The organism is Streptomyces sp. NRRL B-24484 (genome assembly GCF_000717715.1).
Taxonomy (GTDB): domain Bacteria; phylum Actinomycetota; class Actinomycetes; order Streptomycetales; family Streptomycetaceae; genus Kitasatospora.
Genome location: NZ_JOAI01000022.1, coordinates 27,113 through 42,131, shown reverse-complemented (window position 1 = coordinate 42,131; position 15,019 = coordinate 27,113). Strand labels below are relative to the sequence as shown.

The 15,019-nt window shown below is 74.2% G+C and carries 13 protein-coding genes and 1 pseudogene; 8 read left to right on the top strand and 6 right to left on the bottom strand.

The annotated features are described in order from the left end of the window. Positions 1-33 precede the first annotated feature (33 nt). Positions 34-558 carry a flavodoxin domain-containing protein gene (locus tag IE98_RS0120520; RefSeq protein WP_030270925.1) on the top strand — a complete coding sequence of 175 codons (525 nt, stop codon included), beginning with the start codon at positions 34-36 and terminating at the stop codon, positions 556-558. Between the two features lie 45 nt (positions 559-603). Then, entirely contained in the window at positions 604-1,242 is a 639-nt protein-coding gene (locus IE98_RS0120515) for a hypothetical protein (RefSeq protein ID WP_052390736.1), read from the top strand. Positions 1,243-1,713: 471 nt separating this feature from the next. Here the strand turns inward: IE98_RS0120515 and IE98_RS0120510 are convergent, their stop codons facing one another. The 6 genes and pseudogenes from IE98_RS0120510 to IE98_RS0120490 form a co-directional block, all read right to left on the bottom strand. Further along, positions 1,714-3,042, bottom strand: a complete 1,329-nt coding sequence (locus tag IE98_RS0120510; protein WP_078661176.1) for an MBL fold metallo-hydrolase — start codon at positions 3,040-3,042, stop codon at positions 1,714-1,716. 104 nt (positions 3,043-3,146) lie between these two features. Continuing rightward, positions 3,147-4,085: a putative PEP-binding protein gene (locus IE98_RS50955; RefSeq protein WP_234443613.1), complete on the bottom strand. Its 939-nt coding sequence runs from the start codon at positions 4,083-4,085 to the stop codon at positions 3,147-3,149. A gap of 147 nt (positions 4,086-4,232) precedes the next feature. Continuing rightward, positions 4,233-5,520, bottom strand: a pseudogene (locus tag IE98_RS50940) (PEP/pyruvate-binding domain-containing protein); the annotation flags it as partial. Between the two features lie 284 nt (positions 5,521-5,804). Next, positions 5,805-8,759, bottom strand: coding sequence for a cation-translocating P-type ATPase (locus tag IE98_RS0120500; RefSeq protein ID WP_267882354.1), 2,955 nt, complete (start codon positions 8,757-8,759; stop codon positions 5,805-5,807). A gap of 1 nt (position 8,760) precedes the next feature. Continuing rightward, on the bottom strand, positions 8,761-9,639 hold the full coding sequence (locus IE98_RS0120495; protein WP_030270915.1) for a universal stress protein: 879 nt from the start codon (positions 9,637-9,639) through the stop codon (positions 8,761-8,763). Between the two features lie 42 nt (positions 9,640-9,681). Continuing rightward, a complete protein-coding gene (locus IE98_RS0120490; RefSeq protein WP_052390735.1) occupies positions 9,682-10,275 on the bottom strand; it encodes a hypothetical protein in 594 nt (197 codons plus the stop codon). A 494-nt stretch (positions 10,276-10,769) separates the two neighbouring features. On the opposite strand from IE98_RS0120490, the gene IE98_RS0120485 reads away from it, so the two are divergent. The 6 genes from IE98_RS0120485 (at position 10,770) to IE98_RS0120455 (ending at position 15,018) form a co-directional block, all read left to right on the top strand. Next, positions 10,770-11,174, top strand: coding sequence for an OsmC family protein (locus IE98_RS0120485; protein WP_234443609.1), 405 nt, complete (start codon positions 10,770-10,772; stop codon positions 11,172-11,174). Beyond that, a complete protein-coding gene (locus IE98_RS0120480) occupies positions 11,153-11,605 on the top strand; it encodes a cyclic nucleotide-binding/CBS domain-containing protein (protein WP_030270909.1) in 453 nt (150 codons plus the stop codon). Before IE98_RS0120485 ends, IE98_RS0120480 begins: the two co-directional genes overlap by 22 nt. Next, positions 11,602-12,204, top strand: coding sequence for a CBS domain-containing protein (locus IE98_RS0120475; protein ID WP_030270907.1), 603 nt, complete (start codon positions 11,602-11,604; stop codon positions 12,202-12,204). Before IE98_RS0120480 ends, IE98_RS0120475 begins: the two co-directional genes overlap by 4 nt. A 21-nt stretch (positions 12,205-12,225) precedes the next feature. Then, positions 12,226-13,038 (top strand): universal stress protein, encoded by an 813-nt coding sequence (locus IE98_RS0120470; RefSeq protein WP_159400991.1) that lies wholly within the window; start codon positions 12,226-12,228, stop codon positions 13,036-13,038. 72 nt (positions 13,039-13,110) lie between these two features. Continuing rightward, positions 13,111-13,803, top strand: a complete 693-nt coding sequence (locus IE98_RS0120465; RefSeq protein ID WP_030270903.1) for a response regulator — start codon at positions 13,111-13,113, stop codon at positions 13,801-13,803. A gap of 219 nt (positions 13,804-14,022) precedes the next feature. Next, complete coding sequence (locus tag IE98_RS0120455) at positions 14,023-15,018, top strand: Acg family FMN-binding oxidoreductase (RefSeq protein WP_030270902.1); 996 nt, start codon at positions 14,023-14,025, stop codon at positions 15,016-15,018. Position 15,019 lies beyond the last annotated feature (1 nt).

Genomic DNA, 15,019 nt, shown 5'->3' with positions numbered 1-15,019 from the left:
ACCTCCGGAATCCGATTCCGCGGGAGGCACACCATGACGAAGCAGCGAGTCCTCGTCGCCTACGGGACCAAGCACGGCGCCACAGCCGGCATCGCCCAGGAGATCGGGCAGGTGCTGGACGAGGAGGGCTTCACCACCGAGGTTCTCCCCGCCGCCGAGGTCACCACCGTTGCCGACTTCGACGCCGTGATTCTCGGCAGCGCCCTCTACATGAACCACTGGCAGCGCGATGCGCTCCGCTGCGCCCACCGCCACGTGAGGGAGCTGGAACGGCGGCCCGTCTGGCTGTTCAGCAGCGGGCCGGTCGACAGCTCCGCGGAGCAGCACGAGATCCCGCCGGTCGCCCAGGTGGCGGAGGAGATGGAGCGCCTGCACGCGCGCGGGCACGTCACCTTCGGCGGCAGCGTGACCGCCGAGACGCCCGGCTTCGTCGCCCGCAGCTTGGTCCGCCACGACAAGGGCGGCGACTTCCGCAGCCCCGAGCACATCCGGCGCTGGGCCCGGCAGATCGGCGCCGACCTGCGGGCCCACGAGGACCGCGGCCGCACGGGCAGCTGACGCCCCGTGGCCCGCGGCAGCCGCAGCAGACCGAGGAGGCGCGCCATGCCCGCCGCATCCACCTCGCCCCGCCCGTTCCAGCCGGGTCACCCGCTCCGGTGCCATCTGCGCCGGGCCGTCGGCCTCGACCGCAACCCGCTCTGCCGCAGTGCCGACCGGGCCCGGAGCCGACTGGTCGTCACCGCCGTCCTGCTGGCCGTGCTCTCGGTCGTCGCCGCCCTGGCCACCGCCCGGATACTGCTGCACGACATGCGGGCCGAGGCGCAGCGCACGACCGCGCACCGCCACCAGGTCACGGCCACGACCCTGGAGGCCGCCGCCGACACCGGCGGCCAACCCCTGGGTACGGCGCAGACCGGCGCCACCTGGACCATGGCCGGGGAGAGCCTGAGCGGGACCGTCAAGGTGCCGGGCGGGACGCCGCAGGGTACGAAGGTTCCGCTGTGGGTCGACGACGTCGGTGCTCCCGCCGAGCCTCCCCTCAGTGAGAGCCAGATGGCGGTGTCCGCGGCGAGCTACGGCCTCATCGCGCTGGCCGGCGCGGGTACCCTCTCCGGGGCGGTGCTCGTCCTGCGCCGCGGTGTCCTCGACCACCGGGCGGCCGCCGCGTGGGAGAACGACTGGGAGCTCGTCGAACCACTGTGGTCCGGCCGGTCGGACCGGCCGGGCACCGGCGAACGCTGACCAGGGCGCAGACCGTGCAGGGCTGGCGTCCCAGAACTCCCGACGGACGGGGTGATGACGATCCGGCGTGGAACGGCCTCGTCCTGCGGCCCCCGCCGGCGGCCTTCGCGAGCCGCTCCCGCTGCTGCACGCCCACGCGGTTCGTTGCGGTACCCGAGAGATTCGTACGTGGTCTCGGACCAGGCCGTTTGCTTCCGGTGCCAGCCAGGGTTCCGGCAAGCACCACCACAGGTCCGGCACCCGAAGGACGTCGGCCGCGAGACACGTTCCACACCGCCCCCGTCGCCTGCCCGATGCCTCGGGGGTGGCGCAGCGCCCGGTCGAGGTCCGGGCAGGTGGGGAGGCCCCGGTCGGTCTCGGTGACTGTCGAGAACGCGCCCCGGCGGCCCGCGCGCCGGGCGCGTTCCGGCTGGTCGATGGGGACCGACGGCCCACCAGTGACGGATCGAGCCCGCTCCGGTCATCCGGTGGTCAGTTGACGAGGACGCGTTCGCCCGGTCGCGGGACCACGGCCGTCCAGCCGAGTTCGCGGTCGATCCGGTCCCGGAGGGCCTCGGCCCCTTCGGGTTCGCCGTGCACCAGGTAGGTGGCGCTCGGCGGCGGCGCGGCCCGCAGCCACTCGACGACCTCCGCCGCGTCGGCGTGGGCCGAGAAGGCCGGAACGTTCACCACCTCGGCGCGGACGGGCACGTAGCTGCCGTACATCTTCAGCACCCTGGCCCCGTCGACGAGTTGGCGGGCCCGGGTGCCCTCGGCCGCGTAGCCGACCACGACGACGGTGTTCCGCGGATCGGGCAGCAGGCGCCTCAGGTGGTGCACGACGCGCCCGCCGGTGGCCATGCCGGAGGCGGAGACCAGCACGGACGGCACGGCGGAGCGTTCGAGGGCCAGCGACTCCTGGAGGGAGTGGATCGGCTCGAACGGCTCCGGGTCGAGGGCCGTAGTGTCGTCCAGGACGTCGGGCCGTAGTTCGGGCGAACGGCGGGCGAAGGCGTCGCGGTACACCTGCAGCGCGGCCAGCGCCATCGGGCTGTCCACGTACACCGGGGCGCCGGCCCGCAGCCGTCCGCTGCGGCGCAGGTCGGCGAGCTGGTGCAGGACGACCTCGGTGCGGTCGACCGCGAAGGAGGGGATGACGACCGTCCCGCCGCGGGCGAGGGTCCGTTCGACGGCGTGCGCGAACCATTCGCGGGCGGCCGTTTCCTCGTGGTGCCGGTTGCCGTAGGTCGACTCCACCAGCAGCACGTCCGCACCGGTGAACGGTTCGGGCGGGCGGAGAAGGGGGTGCACCGGGCGGCCGAGGTCGCCGCTGACGGCGAGGGTATGCCCGTCCTCCAGGGTGAGGTGGGCCCAGGCGGAGCCGAGGATGTGCCCGGCCCGGTGCAGGCGCAGGACCGTGCCGGCCTTGATCTCGACGTCCGTGTCGAGCGGGACGGGGTCGAACATGCGCAGGGTGTTCTCGACGTCCTTGTCGTCGTACAGCGGTTCGGCGGGACGGTGCTTGGACCAGCCGTGCCGGTTCGCGTGGTCGGCGTCCTCGCGGAGCAGGTGGGCGCTGTCGCGGAGGATCAGTTCGGCGAGGCGGGCGGTGTCCGGGGTGGTCAGGACGGGGCCGCGGAAGCCGTCGCGGACCAGGCGCGGCAGGTAGCCGCAGTGGTCCAGGTGGGCGTGGGTCAGGACGACGGCGTCGACGTCGGCCGGATCGAGCGGCAGCGGACGGCGGTTGCGGCGGCGCAGTTCGGCGAGGCCCTGGAAGAGACCGCAGTCGACCACGATCCGTGCGTGGTCGGTCTCGACCATGAACTTGCTGCCGGTGACGGTGCCGACACCGCCGAGGAAGGTCAGCAGGCCCGGCCGGGGCGCGGGGCCGGGGGTGATGGGCGCGGTGGTGTTCACGGCGGTCCTCACTTCGCGCTGTGCTGCTCGTGTTCGGCTGCCGCGACCTGCTGCTTGACGGCGGCGAAGCTGTCCGGGGTGACCGAGATCGAGTCGATGCCCGCGTCGACCAGGAAGCGAGTGAACGCGGGGTCGTTGCTGGGGCGTTGGCCGCACAGGCCGACGTGGCGGCCGGCCGCGTGCGCGGTGGCGATCAGTGTCTCGATGCTGCGGGTGACCGCCGGGTTGCTCTCGTCGAAGAGGTGCGCGAGGAGGTCGGAGTCGCGGTCGACGCCGAGGGTGAGCTGGGTGAAGTCGTTGCTGCCGATCGAGAAGCCGTCGAAACGCTGCGCGAACTCCTCCGCGAGGAGGATGTTCGCCGGGATCTCCGCCATCACGAAGACCCGGAGCCCGTTGCGGCCGCGGGCGAGGCCGTTGTCCGCCATGACGGCGAGCACGCGGTCGGCCTCCTCCGGGGTGCGGCAGAAGGGGATCATGATCACCGGGTTGGTCAGCCCCATCTCGTCGCGGACCCGCCGCAGTGCCCGGCATTCGAGGGCGAAGCCCTCGCGGTAGCGGTCGTCGTAGTACCGGCTCGCGCCGCGCCAGCCGATCATCGGGTTGGCCTCCACGGGTTCGAACGGGGCGCCGCCGACCAGCCGGGCGTACTCGTTGGTCTTGAAGTCGCTGGTGCGCACCACCACCGGGTCGGGCCAGCGGGACGCGGCGATCCGTGCGACGCCCTGCGCCAGCCGGTCGACGAAGTACTCGGACCGGTCCGCCATGCCGTCGGTCAGCACGTCCACCTGCCGCCGGTCCTCGGCGGACAGCCGCTCGGGGTGCAGCAGCGCGAGGGGGTGCACCCGGACCTGGTGGGCCACGACGAACTCGGTGCGCGCGAGCCCCACGCCGTCCGCGGGCAGGCGCCACCAGCGGAAAGCCGCGGCCGGGTCGGCCAGGTTCAGCATCACCTTGGTGCGGGTGGCGGGCAGCGAGTCGAGGTCGGTCTCCGACTCCTCGTAGTCGACGTGGCCGCGGTAGACGTGGCCCTCGGCGCCCTCCGCGCAGGAGACGGTGACCTGCTGCCCGTCGTCGAGGACCTCCGTCGCCCGGCCGGTACCGACCACGGCCGGTACGCCGAGTTCGCGGCTGACGATCGCCGTGCGAGGTGCGTCCCCCGTGGTCGGTGACGATCGCCGACGCCTTCTTCATCAGCGGTTCCCAGTCGGGGTCGGTGATCGCGGTGACCAGCACCGCCCCCGTGGGGAAGCGGCCGATCTCGACGGGGCTGCTCAGCCTGCTGACCGGGCCGGCCCCGATCGCCTCACCCACCGCGATGCCGTCGACCAGCCGTGTGCCGGTGCCGGTCAGTCGGTAGCGCCGCAGGACCGTCCCGCGACGCCGGGACTGGACGGTCTCCGGTCGGGCCTGTACGAGGAAGAGCTGTTCGCTACGGCCGTCCTTGGCCCATTCCAGGTCCATCGGGCAGCCGTAGTGCTCCTCGACGGCGACCGCCCACTCGGCCAGCCGCCGGACCTCGGCCCGGTCCAGCACCAGGGCGCCGCGCTCCTCCGCCGAGGTCTCGACGATCCGGGTGAGGCCCTCGTCGCCGTACACCGACTTGTGCCGCTTGGGGCCGCACACGGCCTGTAGCACCGGGTCGACAGCCGGGTCCTTCAGCAGCGGCTTGAAGACCAGGTACTCGTCGGGATCGACCTGGCCGCTGACCACCGTCTCGCCGAGCCCCCATGCGGCGCTCACCACGACGGCCTCCGGGAAGCGGCTCTCCGGGTCCAGGGTGAACATCACGCCCGATCCGCCGAGGTCCGAGCGGACCATCAGCTGCACGCCGACCGACAGCGCCACCGCGAGGTGGTCGAACCCGAGCCGCTCGCGGTAGTCGATCGCCCGGTCGGTGAACAGCGACGCGAAGCAGCGCCGGCAGGCGTCCAACAGGGCCTCGGGCCCGCGGACGTTGAGGAAGGTCTCCTGCTGCCCGGCGAAGCTCGCCTCCGGCAGGTCCTCGGCAGTGGCGCTGCTGCGCACGGCCACGTCGGGGTCCGTCCGGCCCGCCTTCCGGCCCAGCCGTGCGTACCCGTCCGTGATTTCCTCGGCCAGTGCCTCGGGCAGAGGTGTCGCCAGGACGGCGGCCCGGACGGCGGTGCCGACGTCGGCGAGCGGGGCGCCCTCACGCAGCCGGTCGAACTGCGCGGCGACCTCGTCCCGCAGACCGCCCCGGGCCATGAACTCGCGGAAGGCGTCGGCCGTCGTGGCGAAGCCGTCGGGCACGCGGACACCGGCCGGCCCGAGGTGCCCGACCAGCTCTCCCAGGGAGGCGTTCTTGCCCCCGACCAGGCCGACATCGCCCCGTTCGAGGTCGGCGAACCGGATCACTCGGCGCATGGCTCCTCCCGGACGGTTCAGTAGGGCAGCCGACGGCCCGACGGCGTGCGCAGGTCGAGCGGCGGGAGCGGACGGGGCCGGGTGGTGGGATGCCTGACGATCCTGGTCCGGGGCATTGCTGCCACCTCCTCGGCCGGTGGCCCGCTGGTGCGGGCGGACTGCCGTCGTCCTCCACGATCCTTTCGGACCGGGCGAGGTCTCCAGGGCCCCTCCGCCCCTGCCACGGTGTCGGTCGGGCACGGCGCCTTGGGCCGTTCGGCCCAAGCCCGGCAGAGGGACGGACATCAGCGCGGCGTCGGACTGCTGCCTCCGCCGGGTGGCCGGCCGTGCCCCGCCGCAATGTGCCGCGCGTGGGCCACGATGTCGGCTGCCGCGTGCTCCCCGACACCCAGGGCGTGGATCAGCCGGTGGGCGCTCCAGCCGTGCCGGGCGAGCAGCACCGGCAGCGGGTGGTGGCCCGTCTCCTCGTCCGCCGCTGGGGGCTGTAGGGGCCGCACGGCTGCCGGAACAGTGGCTGTGGCCGCCCCGCGGCGGACGACGGCCCTGCGGAGCTCGTCCGCACCCCAGACCACCAGGGGGAAGGGCAGCAGCACGGCCAGCTGCGCCGGGCCGAGGGCAGCCGTGCCGAACAGGCCGTGCAGGGCGGGGACGTACACGAGTGCGGCCGCGAACGCCAGGGAGAAGGCGATGCCGCCGAGCAACTGGCGGTTGCTGAACACCCCGATCGACCGCAGCGAGGCCCGCTCGGTCCGGGCGGCGAAGGCGGTGCCGACCTGGCAGGCGACGATGCCCAGCCAGGCGACGGTGGTGGCCTGCTGGTACAGGTGGTGGAGGGGGCTGCCGGGGCCGGTGGGGTCGCCGGGGTGCCAGCCGCCCGCGGTCAGGGTGAGGAAGTAGCCGCCCATGACGAGCGCGGCGGAGATCAGGCCGAGGAATCCCCAGGCCCTGGCCAGCATGGCGGGCCGGATCACCTTCTCCCCGCGCGGCCTGGGCGGACGGTCCATCAGGCCCGGTTCGGCGCGCTCCCGGCCGAGGGCGAGGGCGGGCAGGGTGTCGGTGCCGAGGTCCACCGCGAGGATCTGCATCACCGTCAGCGGCAGCGGCACGGCGCCTCCGGCCAGGGCGAAGACCAGGAAGGGCACCACCTCGGGCACCGCGTGCGCGAAGATGTAGACGATGAACTTGCGGATGTTGTCGTAGGTGCGCCGGCCCTCCTCGACCGCTGCCACGATGGTGGCGAAGTTGTCGTCGGTGAGCACCATGGTGGCCGATTCGCGGGCGACCTCGGTACCGGAGCGGCCCATGGCGACGCCGATGTCGGCGCGGCGCAGCGCCGGGGCGTCGTTGACCCCGTCGCCGGTCATGGCCACCGTGTTGCCCTCCGCCCGCAGGGCGTCGGCGATGCGCAGCTTGGCTTCGGGCGAGGTCCGGGCGAACACCACCTCCTCGCCGCGTGCCAGCAGGGCGTCCAGCCGGTCGTCGCCCAGGGAGTCCAGTTCCGCGCCGGTGACGATCCGCATGCCGCGGTGACCGATGCCGACCTGCTCGGCGACGGCTGCGGCGGTCAGTCCGTTGTCGCCGGTGACCACGTGCACGGTGATGCCGGCGCGGTGGGCCCGGGTGATGGCGTCGGCGACCTCGGGCCTGGGCGGGTCGGCCATGGCGACCAGGCCGAGCAGGCACAGGTCGTGTTCGGCGTCCTCGCGGCGCCGCGGCGGCGGCCCGGGGCGGAGCGGCCTCACGGCGACCGCGAGAACTCGTAGGCCGTGGGCTGCGAGTCGGCCGATCTCGTGCACTGTCGCGGTGCGGTCCGCGGCGGTCAGGGGCCGAGGGGCGCCGCGGTCGGACACCGTGGCGGCGTGGGCGAGGACTTCCTCCGGTGCCCCTTTGGTGTGGAGCACCACGTGCTCGCCGTGGCGGTCGGCTGTGGTCATCAGCTTCAGCCGGGGGTCGAATCGGAAGAGCGCCATACGGCTGCTGTCCCGGGGGCCTGCCGGGCAGGGCACGCCGAAGCGGTCGGCGAGGTCGAGCAGGGCCAGCTCCGTCGGGTCGCCGTGTGCGGTGTCGGGGTCGGCGGTGGTGCAGGCCGCGGCCGCTTCGGCGAGGTCGCGCAGTCCGGCGTCGCCGGCTGCGGCGCCGTCGGCCGGGGCCTCGCCGGCCGGTGTCCACACGGTGGTGACCCGCATCCGGTTCTCGGTCAGGGTGCCGGTCTTGTCGGTGCAGACGACGGTGGTCGAACCGAGGGTCTCCACCGCGGACAGCCGTTTGACGACTGCGCCGCGCCTGGCCAGGTCGCGCACCCCGGAGGCGAGGGCGAGCGTGATGGTCGGCAGCAGGCCCTCGGGCACGTTCGCGACCAGCAGACCGACGGCGAAGGTCACCGCGGCGGTCAGCGAGAGGCCGGCGGCCAGGCCCATCGGCAGGAAGGCGAGCCCGACACCCACCGCGATCACCGCGATCAGCCGGGCGACCCGTTTGACCTGGTGTTCCAGTGGGCTTTCCTCGCGGCGGGTGCGCTGGCTCAGGGCGGCGATCCGCCCGAGTTCGGTGTGCATGCCGGTGGCCGTCACCACGGCCAGAGCCTGGCCGCCGGTGCAGGCGGAGCCGGAGAACACCAGGTCGCGGGCGTCCAGCAGCGGACCGGTGAGGTCGGCCGTCTCGGCGGAGCGGAAGACAGGGACGGACTCGCCGGTCAGCGCCGACAGGTCCACCTCGACGCCGCCGGAGAGCAGCCGGGCATCGGCGGACACCCGGTCGCCCTCCTCGACGAGGAGGATGTCGCCCGGCACGAGCTCGGTGGCCGGGACCTCCTTGCGGGTGCCGCCGCGGACGACGGTGGCGCGGTCCGGCAGGAAGTCGGCCAGTGCCTCCACCGCCTGTTCGGCCTGCCGTTCCTGCGCGAAGGCGAGCAGGGCGTTCAGCACGATGACGGCGGCGATCGCCACCGCCAGGGCCGGGGCGCCGCTCACCAGGGCGAGAACCGCCGCCAGGGCGAGCAGGACGGCCAGCGGGTGGGTGAACTGCTGCGCCAGCTCGCCGGGCCAGCGCCGTCCGCCCCGCCGGGCCAGCGCGTTCGGCCCGTGGACGGTCAGCCGGCGGCTCGCCTCCCGTTCGGCCAGGCCGTCCGGCGAGGTCCGCAGGTCGCGGAAGAGCAGGTTGACCGGCTCGCGCGGGTCGGGCTCCGCCGGTTCGGCCTCCACAGGCGGTGGCCGGAGCGTGCCGGCCCGTTCGCCGGACACGTCAGCGAGGGTGGTCGGCGGGCGGCGGGACGGTGACGACCGGGCAGCGCGCGTGGTGCAGCAGTCCGTGCGGGACGGAGCCCAGACGCATGCCGGTGAACCCGCCGTGGCCGCGCCGGCCGACCACCACGGCCAGGGCGTGCGCCGACGCCGCGGCCAGCTGCTCGACCGGGTGCCCGACAAGTAGGTCGTGGGTCAGCCGGACGTCCGGCTGCGCGTCACCGTGACCGGCGGTGGCCTCGGACAGCTGCCGCCGCAGGGTCTGCACGGCGGTGGCCCGGTCGGTCGGCAGGATCAGCGGAGGCCGCCACACCCACACGGCCCGCAGCTCGGCGCCGCGCCGCGCCGCCAGGTCGAAGGCGAAGTCCACCGCGGCGGCCGACGAACGGCTGCCGTCCACCCCCACCACCACGTACGGAGGCTGCTGGGTCGAGTGCTCCGGTGCGCCGACCACGACGAGCGGGCAGTGCGCCTGGGCGCTCAGCGGGACGGTGACCGAGGAGGCGCTCAGCCACTCCTCGGCGTGGCTGAGGCGCCGCGAGCCGACGACCACCAGGTCGGCGCGCCGGGACTCCTCGCACAGGACCTGGTCCGTGACGCCTTCGACGGTTTCGCCCGTCACCTCCAGGCCAGGGTGGCGCTCCCGGGCCAGCAGGGCCGCCCTGTCGACGGCCACGCCGCCCTCGCGGTGCTGCTCCTTGAGGCTGCCGACCCAGTCGGCTCCGGTGAATCCGTAGGGCGGGGGAGACACGGCGCGGACCAGCCGCAGCGGCCGGTCCCACCGGGCGGCCTCGTCCGCGGCCCAGGCCACGGTCATCGGGGCGGGAGCCGGAGCGTCGATGCCCAGCACGATCGGACGGTGTGCAGCAGCGGATCCCATGGCGTCCTCCACCCGTGAGCGGATCAGTGCCTCGCTGCCACGCTACGGTCGGCCGCCGCCGACGGGGAGGGCCGACCGGCCCCGCCCGCCGGGGCCGGTGCGCACTCCCGGCGGCCGAACAGCGCCGGTTCCGCGGTACCCGTGACCCGCAGCCGTCTCGAGCCGCCGCCGGAGGCCGTCGGTGAGGATGGCGGGCCTTTCGGACCAGGCCGCCGCCGGGGGCCGCGGACCGGTGACGCGCCTGGCGGGCGCGGGGAGAGCCGCCAGATCGGATCCGAAAGCCGCTCGCGCCTGCTCGATGGCGCGCGGTCCGCCGATCCGCTGCCCGCCTGCCATCATCCGGCCCGGCAACGGCCTGGTCCCCGGTGGTGCGGCCTCCGCCCGGAGAACGATGGTGTCGGAGAGGTTCCGGCTGCGGAAGACCTGCTTGGCGCCGGGCGCCGTGGCCTTGCCCGCCGAGAGCTTCATCATCGGCCGCCCGTCGTAGGCGACCAGTTTGTACGCGACGTCCAGGTACGGGGCGTCCGCCGAGACGCCGACACGGGTCCCGACGGCGAAGACGTCGATCGGTGCCCCCGCGGCGAGCAGGTCGGCGATGCCGTGTTCGTCGAGGCCGCCACCGGCCGTGATCCTCACCCCGGCCAGGCCGGCGGCGGCGAGGTCAGGAGTGTGCCGTCGTCACCTCGTACAAGTCGGTGATCCCGGCCGTCGACATGGTGCCTCCTCGGACGGAACGGCCCCTTGGCCGGCGTTCCACGCGCTGCGGTGGGCGCGGAGGGCCGAACGGCCCTCTCGGCGGGGTACCCACGGTCCTGCCGGGATGCGACCGGCCGGCCCTGGCCGCCGCCCGCAGGGCGCGGTGTGCTGGGAGCAGGAGCCCGCGCCTCTCAAGGGCGCACGGAGCACGGAGGACCGCCATGGCGACCTCGACCCAACCGATGACCACCGCGGCCGGAGGGTCGGTCCTCGTCACCCGCGCCGCCCCTGTCGGAGCCGGCCCGTTGTTGCTGGACCTCGGCGCCGCCGGCCGGGCCGCGCTGACGTGTGCCGAGGCGAGGCAGGTCGCTGCGGCCCTGATCCGCGAGGCGGCCGTCCCGGGGGGCCGGGACGGAGCCGGGTACACGGAGGCGGTGCACCTGCGCGACGACCAGTACGCCGTATTCGTGCGCGGCCACGTGCTCACCGTCGATCAGCCGGTGCAGGATGGCGGCGCCGACACGGCACCGACACCGCTCGAACTGTTCACCGCCTCCCTCGCCGGGTGTGTCGCCCACTACGCGGGCCGCTACCTGGCCCGGCACGGTATCGACCGCGAGGGGCTGCGGGTGACGGTGGACCACCGGATGGCGAACGACCGGCCGGCGCGGATCGCCTCGGCAGACGTTCGCATCGCCGCTCCCCGGCTGCCTGCGGAGCGAGCTGCGGGACTGCTCGCCGTGGCATCCCACTGCACGGTCCACAACACGCTGACCCGTCCGCCCGAGGTCACCATCGCGCTGAAGGAGGGTGACCCGTGCGCGTCTCGGAGCTCATGATCTCGCCCCCGGTGGCCGTTCCGCCCGACAGCACCGCCGCCGAGGCGGCGCGGATGATGGCGGACCGGGCTATCGGCTGCGTCCTGGTGGCGGACGACCGCGCCCTCCTGGGCGTCCTGACCGATCGTGACCTCGTCGTCCGGGTGCTGGCGGGGGACGCGGACGCCAACACGTCGGTGGCCAGGCTGATGTCGGCACCTGCGCTGACCGTCGATGCCGACGACGAACTCACCGCCGCCTACCGGATGTTCCGCCGCACCGGGGTGCGCCGACTGCCTGTGCTGCGGGACGGCGAGGCGGTCGGCGTCATCACCGTCGACGACCTCTTCCTCGACGTCCTGCAGCACTTCGCCGACCTGCTCGGCCCGGTCTCCCGCAGCACCCTGCACGACGAGGCCGCCGTGCCGCCCCTCGAAAGGACCACGCCATGAACAGCACCTGGTACACCGTCGGCGACGTGATGACCCACGCGGTCGTCGCGGTGGGACGGGACGCGGACTTCCGGGAGATCACCGACACCCTGCAGCAGTGGCAGGTCAGCGCCGTACCCGTGCTGACCGGTGACGGGCGGGTGATCGGCGTGGTCTCCGAGGCGGACCTGCTCACCGCCCAGGACCGTGAACCCGAGACCTACCGGGGCATGACCGCCGGCGCCATGATGACCGCGCCGGCCGTGACCGTCCACCCGGACAGCCCGATCGCCGAGGCCGGCCGGTCGATGGCCCGGATGCACCTCAAACGGCTGCCGGTCGTCGACGCCGAGGACTGCCTGGTCGGCATCGTCAGCCGGGGCGACCTGCTCAAGGTCCACCTCCGCGACGACGCGGAACTGGCCGGCCAGGTCCGCTTCGAGCTGACCGCGGCGCTCCACCCGGCGGACGCCTCCGGGCTCGACGTGCAGGCCGACGACGGGCGGATCACACTGTCCGGCACACTCCCCGGCACAGCGACGGCCGCCCTGCTGGAACACCTGGTCACGGGTGTGCCCGGCGTCATCGCCGCCGAAGTCCGGCTCGGCGTTCCGGCCTGAACGGCCTGCGACGTGAACGCCGTGGCCCCGCCCGTAGTGGCCGTCGTCGACGGCTCGCCCGCCACACCGGCCGTCGTCGACTGGGCCGCGGCCGAGGCCGGGCGCCGCGGTGCACCGCTGTGCCTCGTCCACCCGCTGCCCCGGCCGCTCGGCACCGTGCCAGCGCTCCCCGGTGCCAGCGAGGTCCGAGGCCGGGCACTCGGCCTGCTCGCCGAGACGGCCGCCCGCCTGCGCCTCGACCATCGAGGCCTGGACGTGCGGACCGCCGTCCTGGAAGAGTCGGCGCTCCGAGGAGTGCTCACCGCCACCCACGGCGCCGGTCTCCTCGTGCTCGGCACCCACGGACCCCGGCACCTCGGCCCCCGCTTCCTCGACGCCCTCGGGCCCGCCGTGGCGGGCGACGCCGACTGCCCCACCGTGCTGCTGCACAACGGAGCACGAGCGGCCCCGACGGGACGGATCGTGGTGGGGGTCAACCCCGGCCCTCCCGCCCCGGAGGTCGTCGCCTTCGCCCGGGACGCGGCAGAGTCCCGCGGGGCCGAACTGCGGATCGTCGCCGTCGAGCGCGAACTGACCGAACACGCCCGGCAGGTCCTGCAGCGGCTGACCGGGCCCGGGACCGTACGCGACCCCGGGCCGGTGGCCGAGCGCGGCCCCGCAGCTCCGCGAACGGTCACCGAGGTCCGCCCGGGCACCGCTGCCGAGGAACTCGTCCGAGCGGGCGAGGACTGCGACCTGCTCGTCGTCGGCCGCGCGGGCCGAAGACTCGGCCCGGTGGCGCGCGCCGTCATCGGCCGGGCTCGCGTCCCGGTCGCCGTCGTCCCGCACGGATGAACCCGACCGGTGCGGCACAGGAAGCAGACGCGCAGAATCGGGAAGAGACGACACAGGTGCAGGGAGGCCGCCATGGACCCGACCCGGGACGGCGACACCGAACAGCCCGTACGGGTGTTCCTGCTGGACGACCACGAGATCGTCCGGCGCGGCGTCAAGGACCTGCTCGACGCCGAACCCGACATCGAGGTCGTCGGCGAGGCGGGCACCTGCGCCCAGGCCCTCGCACGGGTGCCCGCGCTCAAGCCCCGGGTGGCCGTCCTCGACGTGCGGCTCCCCGACGGCGACGGCGTCACCGTCTGCCGCGAGCTGCGCGACCGGATGCCCGGCCTGGTCTGCCTGATGCTCACGTCCTTCGACGACGACGACGCGCTGCTGGACGCGATCATGGCCGGGGCGGCCGGGTACGTCCTCAAGCAGGTCAAGAGCGCGGACCTGGTCAGCGCCGTCCGCACCGTCGCGGCCGGCCAGTCGATGCTCGACCCGGCCACCACCCGCAAGCTGATGGAGAACCTGCGCCACCACGACGAGACCGACACGGAGGCCCTGCTCGACCAGCTGACCCCGCGCGAGCGGGAAATCCTCGTCCTGGTGGGCGAGGGCAAGACCAACCGGCAGATCGGCAAGGAGCTCTACCTCGCCGAGAAGACCGTCAAGAACCACGTGTCCCGGCTACTCGCCAAACTCGGGGTCGAGCGGCGCCTGCAGGCCGCCGTCCTGGCCGCACAGGTCGACACCGGGCACCGATCGCCGCACCCCCACTGAGCCGCACGGCCCGGCGGATCGGGCCGCTCGGCCCATGTGCGCCCTGCGCCGCAGGCGGAGGGTGGAAGTGAGGGGCGACCGCCCCGACCTCGCCGGACCAGGAGCGCGCGATGATGCACCGGACAAGCACCGCCGCCCGGCCCGTCCGACACCGCTCGGTCGCCCTGCACGCCGCGAACCGGCCGGCCTCCGGCTGACCGAACACCCGGAGGAGCCGTCATGTCCACCATCGCCCTCGACGCCGCCGCACTGGAGACCCTCGTCTCAGCCGCGGTCGCCGCACCGTCCATCCACAACAGCCAGCCCTGGCACTTCAGGCTGCGCCCCGAGACCTCCACCCTCGAGGTGCGTGCCGTCGGAGAACGGAAGCTTCCCCAGACCGACCCGCGCGGCCAGGCCCTGTACGTCTCGGTCGGCGCCGCGGTCTTCAACGTGCGCGTCGCGGCCCGCCACCTGGGTTGGGCGCCCGAGGTCCGGCTGCTGCCGGACCCGGCCGAACCCGATCTGCTGGCCGCCGTCGAACTCGACCGGCCGGCCCTCGTCACCCTTCCCAGCACCGCCGAACTGTACGAGGCGATCTGGCACCGGCACACCATCCGCACGCCGTTCACCGGCCCGCCCGTCCCGGCTGCGGTCCTCGCCGACCTCGTCGCGGCCGCACGGGCGGAGGAGACGGCGCTGGACATCCCCGGCCCCGAGGAGACCGAACGGCTCCTCCACCTGACCGCGGAGGCGGAACGGACCAACACCACCGACATCAGGCGCCGCATCGAGAGCCGTGCCTGGATCCAGGAACCCGGCGGGCCGCCGCTGGGCATCCCGCGCAGCGCCCTCGGCCCGCAGGACGCGGCGGGCCACCTGCCGGTGCGGGACTTCTCCGCCATCGACCCGGCCGACCACCTGCCGCCCGCAGCCTTCGAGGCACACCCGTGCATCGCCGTGCTGTCCACCCACCAGGACCGCCCGGTGGACTGGCTGCGTGCAGGGCTGGCCCTGCAGCACGTGCTCCTGGTCGCCACCGTCCACCAGGTCCGTGCGTCGATGCTGCACCAGGCCCTCGAGTGGCCCCACGTGCGGTGGGCGACCCGAGACCCGTCCCGAGGGCCCGGCTGCGTGCAGATGCTCCTCCGCCTCGGCTACGGCCCCGAAGGCGCACCGACGCCGCGGATCCCGCCGGCCGACAGCATCGACGACGACGAGGCCGAGCGCCCGTGAG

Bases quoted from the DNA above. Each gene is read 5' to 3' on its own strand.
- IE98_RS0120520 (WP_030270925.1), top strand. From the start codon at position 34: ATGACGAAGCAGCGAGTCCTCGTCGCCTACGGGACCAAGCACGGCGCC.
- IE98_RS0120515 (WP_052390736.1), top strand. From the start codon at position 604: ATGCCCGCCGCATCCACCTCGCCCCGCCCGTTCCAGCCGGGTCACCCG.
- IE98_RS0120510 (WP_078661176.1), bottom strand. From the start codon at position 3,042: ATGGTCGAGACCGACCACGCACGGATCGTGGTCGACTGCGGTCTCTTC.
- IE98_RS50955 (WP_234443613.1), bottom strand. From the start codon at position 4,085: ATGCTGAACCTGGCCGACCCGGCCGCGGCTTTCCGCTGGTGGCGCCTG.
- IE98_RS0120495 (WP_030270915.1), bottom strand. From the start codon at position 9,639: ATGGGATCCGCTGCTGCACACCGTCCGATCGTGCTGGGCATCGACGCT.
- IE98_RS0120475 (WP_030270907.1), top strand. From the start codon at position 11,602: ATGAACAGCACCTGGTACACCGTCGGCGACGTGATGACCCACGCGGTC.
- IE98_RS0120465 (WP_030270903.1), top strand. From the start codon at position 13,111: ATGGACCCGACCCGGGACGGCGACACCGAACAGCCCGTACGGGTGTTC.
- IE98_RS0120455 (WP_030270902.1), top strand. From the start codon at position 14,023: ATGTCCACCATCGCCCTCGACGCCGCCGCACTGGAGACCCTCGTCTCA.